12 protein-coding genes and 1 pseudogene are annotated in these 12,123 nt (G+C 70.2%); 12 read left to right on the top strand and 1 reads right to left on the bottom strand.

The genetic code is table 11. The annotated features are described in order from the left end of the window. On the bottom strand, positions 1 to 634 hold a 634-nt coding region (locus tag G6021_RS12690), incomplete at its 3' end, for a succinate dehydrogenase cytochrome b subunit (protein ID WP_182641442.1). Between the two features lie 98 nt (positions 635 to 732). Here G6021_RS12690 and ftsY point away from each other — a divergent pair. The 12 genes and pseudogenes from ftsY to G6021_RS17925 all read left to right on the top strand — a co-directional run. Beyond that, positions 733 to 2,175 (top strand): signal recognition particle-docking protein FtsY, encoded by a 1,443-nt coding sequence (gene ftsY, locus G6021_RS12685; RefSeq protein WP_182610324.1) that lies wholly within the window; start codon positions 733 to 735, stop codon positions 2,173 to 2,175. Positions 2,176 to 2,332: 157 nt separating this feature from the next. Beyond that, positions 2,333 to 3,700, top strand: coding sequence for an ammonium transporter (locus tag G6021_RS12680; protein WP_347237810.1), 1,368 nt, complete (start codon positions 2,333 to 2,335; stop codon positions 3,698 to 3,700). A gap of 28 nt (positions 3,701 to 3,728) precedes the next feature. Then, on the top strand, positions 3,729 to 4,067 hold the full coding sequence (locus tag G6021_RS12675) for a P-II family nitrogen regulator (RefSeq protein WP_095716792.1): 339 nt from the start codon (positions 3,729 to 3,731) through the stop codon (positions 4,065 to 4,067). Between the two features lie 189 nt (positions 4,068 to 4,256). Continuing rightward, a complete protein-coding gene (locus G6021_RS12670; protein ID WP_182639171.1) occupies positions 4,257 to 6,632 on the top strand; it encodes a [protein-PII] uridylyltransferase in 2,376 nt (791 codons plus the stop codon). A 64-nt stretch (positions 6,633 to 6,696) separates the two neighbouring features. Further along, positions 6,697 to 8,280, top strand: coding sequence for a signal recognition particle protein (gene ffh / locus G6021_RS12665; protein ID WP_182641441.1), 1,584 nt, complete (start codon positions 6,697 to 6,699; stop codon positions 8,278 to 8,280). Between the two features lie 212 nt (positions 8,281 to 8,492). Further along, complete coding sequence (gene rpsP / locus G6021_RS12660) at positions 8,493 to 9,002, top strand: 30S ribosomal protein S16 (RefSeq protein ID WP_182639169.1); 510 nt, start codon at positions 8,493 to 8,495, stop codon at positions 9,000 to 9,002. Between the two features lie 5 nt (positions 9,003 to 9,007). Next, a complete protein-coding gene (locus G6021_RS12655) occupies positions 9,008 to 9,250 on the top strand; it encodes an RNA-binding protein (RefSeq protein WP_179525471.1) in 243 nt (80 codons plus the stop codon). A gap of 35 nt (positions 9,251 to 9,285) precedes the next feature. After that, on the top strand, positions 9,286 to 9,819 hold the full coding sequence (gene rimM / locus G6021_RS12650; RefSeq protein ID WP_182641440.1) for a ribosome maturation factor RimM: 534 nt from the start codon (positions 9,286 to 9,288) through the stop codon (positions 9,817 to 9,819). Then, positions 9,816 to 10,616 (top strand): tRNA (guanosine(37)-N1)-methyltransferase TrmD, encoded by an 801-nt coding sequence (gene trmD / locus G6021_RS12645; protein ID WP_179525469.1) that lies wholly within the window; start codon positions 9,816 to 9,818, stop codon positions 10,614 to 10,616. Before rimM ends, trmD begins: the two co-directional genes overlap by 4 nt. Before the next feature lie 163 nt (positions 10,617 to 10,779). Beyond that, on the top strand, positions 10,780 to 11,121 hold the full coding sequence (gene rplS, locus G6021_RS12640; RefSeq protein WP_017836979.1) for a 50S ribosomal protein L19: 342 nt from the start codon (positions 10,780 to 10,782) through the stop codon (positions 11,119 to 11,121). Positions 11,122 to 11,258: 137 nt separating this feature from the next. Beyond that, positions 11,259 to 11,978: a signal peptidase I gene (lepB, locus tag G6021_RS12635; RefSeq protein WP_347238967.1), complete on the top strand. Its 720-nt coding sequence runs from the start codon at positions 11,259 to 11,261 to the stop codon at positions 11,976 to 11,978. Further along, positions 11,975 to 12,123: pseudogene (locus tag G6021_RS17925) on the top strand (ribonuclease HII); the annotation flags it as partial. The gene lepB and the pseudogene G6021_RS17925, both read left to right, overlap by 4 nt.

The raw sequence follows: 12,123 nt of genomic DNA, 5'->3' as shown, positions 1-12,123 counted from the left end.
GGCTCCGGATGCCCGTCACCCCGAGATCGCCCGCCGCCGTGCAGACGCCGTGCGCGACGTGCACCGCCAGCAGGACCATGGTGAACCCGTAGAACGCGGCCACCCAGGGCCTGGCGAGGCTGGCCACGAGGTTCGCGTACGCCGAACCGGGGACGAACGAGTCGCTGGCGGCCGGCGGTGTGCCGGTGGTCATGTCCAGGACGTGGAAGACCACGAACAGCAGCATCACGATGCCGGTCAGCATCATGGATCGCGCGCCGAAGGACGCGGCGGTCAGTCCGGTGCGGCGACGACGAGGACCCGCTGACGCCCGGGACCGTCGCGCGAGCACCACCGAGCACCCGACGTGTGCCACCAGGCTCAGCACCAGCACCACCCGCAGGGCCCACAGCACCCCCTCGTGCGGCACCAGGGGGTGCAGCAGCGTCCGCAGCCACTCGGCGTAACCGTCGAAACCGGCCGCGCCGCCGAACACCTTGAGGTTGCCGATCATGTGCACCACGACGAACGAGGTGAAGACCAGGCCCGTCACGGCCATGACCGTCTTGGCGGCCCAGGTGGGAAACGCAGGGGCGCGCCGGAGGTGTGGCCTCCGGGCCCTGACCGGGACGTGCGGGGCAGCGACCTCGGTCACGCGCGGACACCTCCTTACGGGAACGCGCGCCAGTCTAGGTCCGCCCACGCCGCCCGGGGCCGGGATGAGGACGGGGGTCGTCGTCCATACTGGGCACCGTGAACACCACCTGGATCATCATCGCCGTCGTCGCCGTCCTGTTGCTCGCCGTGCTCGCGCTGGTCGTGGGCCTGCAGCTGCGCAAGAAGCGACAGATCTCGCTGAGCAGGCCGGAGGAGCGCAGGGAACTCACCCGTGAGGAACGCTCCGGCAACTACCAGGCGGGGACGGGTTTCTCGTTCACCGAGGCGGGCGGGACCGCCACCGCGGCACCCCCGAGGGAACCCCTGCCGCGCGAGACGTCCCGGTCGGTCGAGACACCCCGCCCCGTCGAGACACCCCGCCCCGTCGACACACCCCGCCCGGCCGACACGGTCGAGACCCCCCGGTCGGTCGAGACGCCGGTCGTGCCCGAGCCGGACACCGAACCCGGTCCGAGCGACGACACGGTCGTCGTGGAACCCGCGCCCGTCGAACCGGTGGTGGTACCGCCGGAGGTCCCGGACGAGGAGGTCCCGGTCCCCACGACCGAGCTGATCACCGGGGCCCCCTCCCCGGTCGCCCCCGTCGAGCGGATCGACCCGTCCGAGGGGCGCCTGGACCGCCTCCGCGGTCGGCTGGCGCGCTCCCAGGGCGCCGTGGGTCAGGGGCTGCTCGGGCTCCTGGGCGCAGGTGATCTCGACGAGGACGCGTGGGAGGAGATCGAGGACACGCTGATCATGGCGGACCTGGGCACCACGGTCACCCAGCGCGTCGTCGACCGCCTGCGTGAGGACATCGCGACCAGGCAGATCCGCACGGAGGCCGAGGTCCGGGGCCTGTTGCGGCAGGCCCTCGTGGACAACCTCCACCCCGAGTACGACCGCTCGCTTCGTGCGCTGCCGAACAACGGCACCCCCGCCGTGATCCTCGTCGTCGGGGTCAACGGCACCGGCAAGACCACCACCACCGGCAAACTCGCCCGCGTCCTGGTGGCGGACGGACGCCACATCCTGCTCGGTGCCGCCGACACCTTCCGCGCAGCGGCCGCCGACCAGCTCCAGACCTGGGCCGAACGGGTCGGAGCGGAGGTCGTGCGGGGCAAGGAGGGCGCGGACCCCGCGTCGGTGGCGTTCGACGCGGTCGCCCGGGGTGTCGAGACCGGGGTGGACGCGGTCCTGGTGGACACCGCCGGCCGCCTCCACACCAAGACCGGGCTCATGGACGAGCTCGGAAAGGTCAAGCGGGTCGTGGAGAAGAAGACCCCGGTCGACGAGGTGCTGCTGGTGATCGACGCGACGACGGGGCAGAACGGCCTCATGCAGGCGCGCGTGTTCAAGGAGGTCGTCGACATCACCGGAGTGGTGCTGACCAAGCTCGACGGCACCGCCAAGGGCGGCATCGTCTTCCAGGTCCAACACGAACTCGGGGTCCCGGTCAAGCTCGTCGGACTGGGCGAGGGAGCCGACGATCTGGCGCCCTTCACGGCGGACGCCTTCGTCGACGCCCTGCTCGGGACCTAGGACGCGCGGGTACCCAGGACACACGATCGGAACCACAGGGCCGGCCACGTTACAGACCGGAAACACGCCCGCGCATCGACCGAAACAGCGGAAAGGAATTCTTCTGAACCGAGAGTGAGTGACAAACGCTCACCATGGAGACGAGGAGGACCTCACCGTGAGAGGTGACAGTGTCTTGTTGCTCGCCCAGGAGGCGACAACGGAGATCGATGCGGGAGACACGGCCTGGATGCTCATGGCGGCATCCCTGGTCCTGCTCATGACGCCCGCACTGGCGATGTTCTACGGCGGGATGTCCCGCCAGAAGTCAGTGCTCAACATGATGATGATGTCGTTCAGCGCGATGGGGGTCGTCGGGATCGTCTACGTGCTGTGGGGCTGGTCGATGTCCTACGGCGAGCAGGACGTGCTCGGTCTCTTCGCGAACCCCTTCGAGATGTTCGGTCTCGCCGGGGTGATCGGCGACGCCGACAACTGGGTGACGTCCGCATCGGGCGCCTACCCGCAGGTCGTCGACGTGGGCTTCCAGGTCACCTTCGCGATCATCACCGTCGCCCTCATCTCGGGAGCCATCGCCGAGCGCGTGAAGTTCGGTACCTGGCTGACCTTCGCCGCCGTGTGGGTCACGCTGGCCTACTTCCCCATGGCCCACATGGTCTGGGGCGGCGGGCTCCTCTCGCATTCGGAGAACAGCCTCGCCTCGATGATCTTCGGCACCGTCGACGACGGTGAGGGCGGTCTCACCGCGGCAGTGGCCCCGGTCGACTTCGCCGGTGGCACGGTCGTCCACATCAACGCCGGTATGGCGGCGCTGGTCCTCGTCCTGCTGATCGGCAAGCGTTACGACTTCGGCCGCACCGCGTTCCGGCCCCACAGCCTCCCGGTCGTCATGCTCGGCGCCGGTCTGCTGTGGTTCGGCTGGTTCGGCTTCAACGCCGGTTCGGCGTTCGGTGCCAACGGTGCCGCAGGCCTGGCCTGGATCAACACCACCGTCGCCACGGCCGCCGCGATGCTCGGCTGGCTCCTCACCGAGCGGATCAGGGACGGTCATCCGACCAGCCTCGGTGCGGCCTCGGGCGTCGTCGCCGGTCTGGTCGCCATCACCCCGGCCGCGGGATCGGTCCACCCCCTCGGCGCGATCGCCCTCGGTGCCGTGTCCGGCGCCCTGTGTGCCCTCGCCGTGGGACTCAAGCACCGCTTCGGCTACGACGACTCGCTCGACGTCGTGGGCGTCCACCTCGTGGCGGGTCTCTGGGGCACCATCGCCATCGGCCTCCTGGCCACCGGCACCTTCGACACCGATGCCGGCGTGTTCTACTCGGCGGACGGGTGGAAGCTGCTCGTGGTCCAGATCGTGATCGCCGTGGCGGCGCTCGTCTTCACCGCCATCATGACCGCGATCGCCTACGTGATCTGCCGCCCGCTGGGATGGCGCATCAACGAGACGGACGAGCAGTCCGGTATCGACGGCGCCGAGCACGCGGAGTCCGCGTACGAGGCCTCCACCAACGCGCTCATCCGTTGAGCCGACATCTGCGAAAGGAACCCCTGACATGAAGCTCGTCACCGCGATCGTCAAGCCGTTCACGCTCGACGACGTCAAGGCAGCACTCGAACAGGCGGGAATCCACGGTCTCACCATCAGTGAGGTCCAGGGTTACGGCCGCCAGAAGGGTCACACCGAGGTCTATCGCGGTGCTGAGTACGCCGTGGACTTCGTCCCCAAGATCAGGGTCGAGGTGGTCGTCGACGACGAGACCGCCGACACGGTCGTCCAGCTGGTCGTGGATGCCGCGCGAACCGGGAAGATCGGCGACGGCAAGGTCTGGGTGACCCACGTCGAGAGCATCGTCCGGGTCCGCACGGGCGAGGCGGGCGACGCCGCGATCTGATCGACGACACCACGAGGCGCGGTCGACCCCGGACCCGGGGTCGACCGCGTTTCTCAGTCATTCCCCCTGCCTCACCGTCGATCTCGGTGGGGGTGCACAGGCGTTCACAGAAGCGAAACACCGTGGCCGCCACGAGGTGACACGGGGCCGACAGTCTGGAGACACACTCATGAGGGAAAGAGGGACGACGTGAGCCTGACGGGGGACGGTGAGCGGGCCATGGCGCTGCGGGACGGACGCGAGCAGATCCTCTCGGCCGCGACGGCCGACCTCCCCGCGGCGCACCTGCGGGACGCACTGTGCGAGTTGTACGAGATGGAACTCGGACGGCTCGCGGAGGAGGCCGGGATCGGACCGGGGTCCGGGTTCGCCCTCGTGGCCTTCGGCGGGCTCGGCCGGCGCGAGGTGCTCCCGTACTCCGACCTCGACCTGGTGCTGGTGCACGAGCGACGACCCGACCGCGACGTCGGTGAACTCGCCGACGCCATGTGGTACCCCCTGTGGGACTCGGGCGTGGGCCTGGATCACAGTGTCCGGACCGTGGACCAGTGTCTCGCGGTGGCGGCTGCGGACGTCTCGGTGGGATTGAGTCTGCTGGACGCCCGGGTGATCGCCGGGGACGCGGACCTGGGCGCGCTCGTGGTCGACGGCGCCCGGCGCCAGTGGCGTGACCAGATCGCCTCCCGGTTCGACGATCTCGTGGCCGCCGCCGTGGCCCGGCGTCAGCGGTCCGGCGTGATCGCGCACCGGAGTGAACCCGATCTCAAGAACGGCGTGGGCGGCCTGCGGGATTCACAGTTGGTCACCGCGCTCGCGGTCGCACACCTCAGTGACGGGCGCCCGGTCGTCCCCGGAGGGCTGACGGCCGCGCACCGGCTCGTGCTCGACGCGCGGACGGAGCTCCACCGGGTGAGCGGGCGGCCCCGGGAGGTACTGCACGCCGAGTACGGGGACGAGGTGGGGCTGGCGCTCGGGCTGGGCGATCGCTTCGACCTCGCCCGTGCGCTCAGTGACGCCTCCCGGACCATCGCGTTCACCGCGGATCAGGCCATCCGGGGCTCGTGCGCGTCGCTGTCCTCCCGCGGTCTGACCGGGCTGCTGCGCAGATCGCCGGTCCGCAGACCACTCGACGACGGCGTGGTGGAGCACGCCGGTGAGGTGGCACTCGCGAGGAACGCCCGTGTCACCGAGGACCCGTGGCTCCCACTACGGGTGGCGGCGGCGGCGGCCCGGTTCGGGCTCCCCGTGGCCGGTTCGACGCTCGGGGTACTGGTGGAGCGTTCGCCGGTCCCCGAGGGTCGGTGGCCCGCCGAGGCGCTCTCGGACCTCCTCGTCCTGCTGGGCTCCGGTGAGGGCCAGGTGCCGGTCGTCGAGGCGTTGGATCGGAGCGGGTTGTGGGAGCGGATGATCCCCGAGTGGTCAGAGGTGAGGGATCTGCCCGCCAGGGACCGGGCTCACGTCTACACCGTCGATCGTCACCTGGTCCAGACCGCGGTGGAGGCCTCCCGGCTGACCACCTCGGTCGCGCGCGCAGATCTGCTCCTGCTGTCTGCGCTGCTGCACGACCTCGGCAAGAGTCGCGAGGGCGACCACAGCGAGACGGGCGCCGAGATGGTCGGCCCCATCGTGCGACGGATGGGGCTCGATCCCGACGACGTCGACACCCTGGTCCGGATCGTCCGGCACCACCTGCTGCTGGCCGTGACCGCGACCAGGCGTGACCCCTCGGACCCGGCGACGGCCGACTCCGTGCTGGCCACGCTCGACCGGGACGCGACCGCCTTCGACGTGCTCGCCACGCTCACCGAGGCCGATTCGCTGGCCACAGGGCCGACGGTCTGGACCCCGGGCAGGGCCAGGGCACACGCGATGCTGGTCGATGCGTGCCGGGACCGGATGGGGTCGCAACCCGGCGCGGTGGAGGCGCCGACCGTCGACGCCACCCGGCCGCACGGCCCCCCCGACGTCGTGGTGGACCTGCGCCCCGCCGGGACGGGGACCAATCACGAGATCACCCTCGTGGTCCCGGGCTCGGGCAAGTCCCTCGCGGTGACGGCCGAGGTCCTCGCCGCGCACCGGCTGGAGATCGTCGACGCGGAGATCGACCTGCGCCCACCCGGTGGGGTACGCGCGAGGATGACGGTGTCCACCCGTTTCGGCGACCCCGTCGACCCGAAGGTCCTCCGCCAGGACCTGCGCCGGGCGGTAGACTCCGGGGTGTCGGCCTCGCTGAGGGCCGCGCTCGCACGCAACGCCTCCCGCCTGATCGGACCGCCCCAGGCCAGGTCCTCGGTCCTGGTCAATCGACGGACGGATGCCGACGGCATCCTGCTCGAGGTGCGGGCCGAGGACAGACCGGGGTTGTTCGCCAAGGTCATCGCGTCGATCCTGGGCAAGGGGGCGAGGATCGACTGGGTCGTGGTGCGGACCCGCGGCGCCGCGGTCGAGGACGTCTTCGCCCTGTCCGGCCCCGGAGCGGTGCTCAGCACGGCCACGGAGGTGGAGTCGCTGCTTCCCCGGCGCGATCCCGCCACGCCCGGCGTGGGGCGTGCCGATACCCTGTGAGCAGTCGTCGTCGACGACGCCGGGGCCACCACGCCCCCGGCCCGCGACCCAGGGAGCTGTAGCCGTGTTCGATTCCTTGTCCGATCGCCTGGCAGGTGCGCTCAAGGACCTGCGCGGGAAGGGGCGGCTCAGCGACGCCGACATCGACGCGACGGCGCGCGAGATCCGCCTGGCGCTGCTCGAGGCGGACGTCGCCCTTCCCGTCGTGCGCACGTTCATCTCGCGCGTCAAGGAACGGGCCAAGGGATCCGAGGTGTCCGAGGCCCTCAACCCCGCGCAGCAGGTCGTCAAGATCGTCGACGCCGAACTCACCGCGATCCTGGGTGGCCAGGCGCGGCGCATCGAGTTCGCCAAGCAACCCCCGACGGTGATCATGCTCGCCGGTCTGCAGGGTGCGGGTAAGACCACTCTGGCGGGAAAGCTCGCGTACTGGCTCAAGGGCCAGGGTCACACCCCGCTCCTCGTCGCGTGCGACCTGCAGCGGCCGGGTGCGGTCGACCAGCTCCGGATCGTCGGCGAGCGCGCGGGCGTGCAGGTCTTCGCACCCCATCCCGGCACGTCCGTCGGGGGAGACGGCGAGGTCGTCGGCGTGCAGGAGCCGGTGGCCGTGGCCCAGCGGGGCCTCGCGCACGCCCGTGCCAAGATGCACGACGTCGTGATCGTCGACACCGCCGGCCGGTTGGGTATCGACGAGGAGCTCATGGCCCAGGCCAGGGGCATCCGTGACGCGGTCCAGCCGGACGAGACCTTCTTCGTCCTCGACGCGATGATCGGCCAGGACGCGGTGATGACCGCGGAGGCCTTCCGCGAGGGGGTCGGCTTCACCGGCGTCGTCCTGACCAAGCTCGACGGCGACGCCCGTGGCGGCGCCGCGCTGAGCGTCCGTGAGCTCACCGGCACCCCGATCATGTTCGCCTCCGACGGCGAGAAGCTCGAGGACTTCGACGTCTTCCACCCCGACCGCATGTCGAGCCGGATCCTCGGCATGGGCGACGTGCTCTCGCTCATCGAGCAGGCCGAGACCGTCTTCGACGCCAAGGACGCGGAGAAGACCGCGGCCAAGATCGGCTCGGGGGAGCTCACGCTCGAGGACTTCCTCGACCAGATGCTGATGATCCGCAAGATGGGCCCCATCGGAAACCTGCTGGGAATGTTGCCCGGGGGCAAGGAGATGAAGGCGGCCGTCGGCGACATCGACGAGAAGTACCTGGACCGTATCCAGGCGATCATCCGGGGGATGACGCCGGAGGAGCGTGCCGATCCGAAGATCATCAACGGATCCCGCCGCCAGCGCATCGCCAAGGGTTCCGGTGTCACGGTCACCGACGTCAACCAGCTGGTGGACCGGTTCTTCGAGGCCCGCAAGATGATGAGCCGCATGGCGGGTCAGATGGGCATGCCCGGAGCCGGCCGGAAGAACCAGCGCAAGGGCAAGAAGGGCAAGGGCAAGGGCCGCGGGCCGACCCAGCCCAAGAACAGGGGAATGATGCCCGGTGGGATGCCGGGGATGCCTCCGGGGATGCCGGGGATGCCGGGGATGCCCCCCGGAGGGATGCCGGATCTGTCCCAGATGCCGCCCGGACTCGACAAGCTCCCCCCGGGACTCGAGGGCATCGATCTGAACGACCTGAAGTTCCCCAAGCGCTGACCCGGTCGGCCGCGCGGGCACCGATTGGTACCAGCGGTGGCGGGGCGTTTAGACTGGTGCGCTGGACGCCGTCACCGGTGGGTCCCGTCGTGCTGGTCGCGAACGGGTGCCCGCGCCGAACGGCGGTCACCCGGAAGGCGAAACCGGGCCCCGCAACAGGTGCGGGAGTCGCTGAATCGCCACGTGACCCGCAAGAGAAAGCGAGACGCCACATGGCCGTCAAGATCAAGCTCACCCGCCTCGGCAAGATCCGTAACCCGCAGTACCGGGTGGTCGTGGCCGACGCCCGCACCCGCCGCGACGGACGCGCCATCGAGACGATCGGGCTCTACCGCCCCAAGGAGGAGCCGAGCTTCATCCAGATCGACTCCGAGCGTGCGCAGTACTGGCTCGGCGTGGGCGCCCTGCCCACCGAGGCCGTCGAGGCGCTCCTCAAGATCACCGGCGACTGGCAGAAGTTCAAGGGCCTCGAGGGCACCGAGGGCACCCTCCGGGTCGCCGAGCCCAAGCCCAGCAAGCTGGAGCTGTTCAACAAGGCGCTCGAGGAGGCCCAGGGCGAGCCGTCCGCCGAGGCCATCACCACCAAGCGCAAGGCCGAGAAGGCCAAGAAGGCCGAAGAGGCGAAGAAGGCCGAGGACGACGCGAAGAAGGCCGCCGCCGAGGCCTCCGAGGCCGAGTCCGCCGAGGCCGGGTCGCCCGACGCCGAGAACGCCGAGGCCTGAGTCCGATGAGTGACATGGTCGTCGACGCCGTCGACCATCTCGTCCGCGGCATCGTGTCGGATCCCGACGCGGTGTCCGTCAGGTCGAGCGGCGGTCGGCGCGGCACGGTGATCCGCGTGACCGTGTCGCCCGAGGACCTCGGACGCGTCATCGGCCGCGGCGGCCGTACCGCCTCCGCGATCCGGACGATCGTCTCCGCCGTCGGCGGGCCGGACGTGCGGGTCGACGTGGTCGACACCGACCGCTAGTCCCACTCGGAACCCACCCGCACCGGAAGGACACCATGGAACTCGTCGTGGGCCGCGTCGTCAAATCCCACGGAGTCCGCGGTGAGCTGGTGGTGGATGTGCGGACCGACTCGCCCCGTGACCGTTTCGCGGTGGGCGAGCGCCTGCTGGGCCGCACCGGCAAGGGGAACAACGTCACGGACCGAGAGGTCACCGTAGAAGCCGCCCGGGATCATTCCGGGCGGCTTCTCGTGCGCCTGGAGGGCGTCTCGGACCGCAACTCCGCCGACGAGTTGCGCGGGATGCTCCTGCTCGTGGACTCTGAGGCGTTGCCGGAGACCGGGGATCCGGACGAGTTCCATGACCACCAACTGGTGGGCCTGCGGGCCCTCGACACCGGTGGGGCAGAACTCGGTGAGGTCACCGAGGTAGTCCACACGCCGGGTGGGGAACTGCTCGCGGTGCGCCTCGCGAACGGTGCGGACGCGCTCGTGCCGTTCGTCACCCGGATCGTGCCCGAGGTGGACCTCGGTGCCGGCACGTGCGTCATCGACCCACCGGAGGGACTACTCGATCTGGGGACCTCGTGACGGGGACCGACGACACGGTTCCCGCTCCGCGACTCCGGCTCGACGTCGTCACCGCGTTCCCGGACTATCTCGCCCCGCTCCGTCTGGCGCTGCCCGGGCGGGCCATCGATCGCGGAATCCTGGATCTCGAGGTCCACGACCTCCGTGCGTGGGCCCACGACGTGCACCGGTCCGTCGACGACACCCCGTTCGGTGGGGGCCCCGGCATGGTCATGAGGCCGACGGTCTGGGGTGAGGCTCTCGACGAGCTGGTACCCCCGCCCGCGGACGACTCCGCAGAACGGTCTCTCCTCATCGTGCCCACTCCCGCCGGCCGGCCCTTCACCCAGGACGACGCCCACCGGTACGCCCGTCGCGGTCACCTGCTCTTCGCATGCGGCAGATACGAGGGGATCGACCAGCGGGTGATCGACGAGGCCTCCACACGGATGGACGTGGAAGAGGTGAGCATCGGCGACTACGTGCTCATCGGGGGAGAGGTGGCGGTCCTGGTGATGGCGGAGGCCGTCGTCAGGCTCCTGCCGGGAGTCCTGGGCAACCAGCGCAGCCATGAGGAGGACTCCTTCTCCGACGGGCTCCTCGAGGGGCCGAGCTACACCCGACCCGAGGAGTGGCGGGGACGGCCGGTTCCCGCGGTGCTCAGGAGCGGCGACCACGCGAAGATCGCGCGGTGGCGGCGAGACGAGTCACTACGACGCACCGCGCAGCGCCGACCTGAGCTGCTCGACGGCGCAGATCTCCGTCCGGCGGACCTGGAGACGCTCGCCTCCGTCGGCTGGACGCCCCGCGCGGGCTGATTTGGGGCGGGCGGGCCGACAATGGCACACTAGCGAGGTTGATCATCCGGGCGCATCCGTGCGTCCGCGGACGGTCGCGCTGATCCGGGCACGAACCGGTCGTCCCGCCGGGAGGCGGGCGCCAGGGTCCTCTGTCCTCAATTCCTGACATCCGAGGAACACAATGAACACTCTCGACTTCATCGACAACAAGTCACTCCGCGACGACATCCCGGCGTTCCGCCCCGGCGACACGCTCGACGTGCACGTCAAGGTCATCGAGGGCTCCAAGGAGCGCGTCCAGGTCTTCAAGGGTGTCGTGATCCGCCGCCAGGGCGGTGGCGTCCGGGAGACCTTCACCGTCCGCAAGGTCTCCTTCGGCGTCGGCGTCGAGCGCACCTTCCCGGTGCACTCGCCCACCATCGACCACATCGACGTCCTGACCCGCGGAGACGTCCGTCGCGCCAAGCTGTACTACCTCCGCAACCTCCGCGGCAAGGCCGCGAAGATCAAGGAGAAGCGCTGAGCGCGTAGAGCGGGTCGGACTCGGCCGCCGTGTGCGGTGGCCGATCGACTACGCTCGTCCGGGTGAGCAGCACCGAATCACCTGGACAGAACCCCTCCGAGCCGGGCCCCCGAGAAGACGGGGACCCGGCTCGAGGCGTGGGTGGAGGCCGACGCGACGCGCGGACCACCGGGAAGAAGGGCCAGCCCTGGTACATCGAGATCCCCCTGCTGGTGGTGATCGCCCTGGTGCTGGTGTTCGTCTTCCAGACCTTCGTCGGGCGGGTCTACCAGATCCCGTCGGAGTCGATGGAGCCCACGCTGCACGGGTGTGCCGGCTGCACGGGTGACCGGATCTTCGTGGACAAGATCTCGTACCGGTTCGGCGATCCGCAGCCCGGGGACGTCGTGGTGTTCGAGGGGCCGGATTCCTGGAACCAGGGATACCAGTCCATCCGTTCGGACAACCCGGTGATACGGACCCTGCAGGACATCGGAGGGGTCATCGGCATCGTCCCGCCCGACCAGAACGACATGGTCAAGCGCGTGGTCGCCGTGGGCGGACAGACCGTGGGCGGGTGCTCTCCGGACGGCGGCCTCCTCGTGGACGGGGAGCCCCTGGACGAGCCGTACCTCAACGCGGAGCCCGCACTCGAACGCAACCCACTCAACTGCGCGTTCGGCCCGGTCACCGTTCCGGAGGGCAACTACTGGGTGATGGGTGACAACCGGGGCAATTCCGCCGACTCCCGCTACCACATGGGCGACGAGTTCCAGGGCACCGTCCCCGGGGGGAACATCATCGGCAAGGTGCAGGCCATCATCCTCCCGTTCAACCGGATCGGGTCCGTCCCCTCGCCGGACATCAACGCGGGGTGAGCCCGGTCCGACCGGGCCGGGTCAGGGTGACCCGGCGTGACGGACGGCTGGCACTCGAGGCGGCCCTGGGACGGCGCGGCCTCGGCCCGGTCGCCGGGGTCGACGAAGCCGGGCGCGGATCGTGCGCGGGTCCGCTGGTGGTGGC

Source organism: Dietzia sp. CW19 (assembly GCF_014145265.1).
Lineage (GTDB): Bacteria > Actinomycetota > Actinomycetes > Mycobacteriales > Mycobacteriaceae > Dietzia > Dietzia natronolimnaea.
The sequence above is the reverse complement of the archived record's forward strand: the minus strand, read 5'-3'. Positions and strand labels throughout refer to the sequence as shown.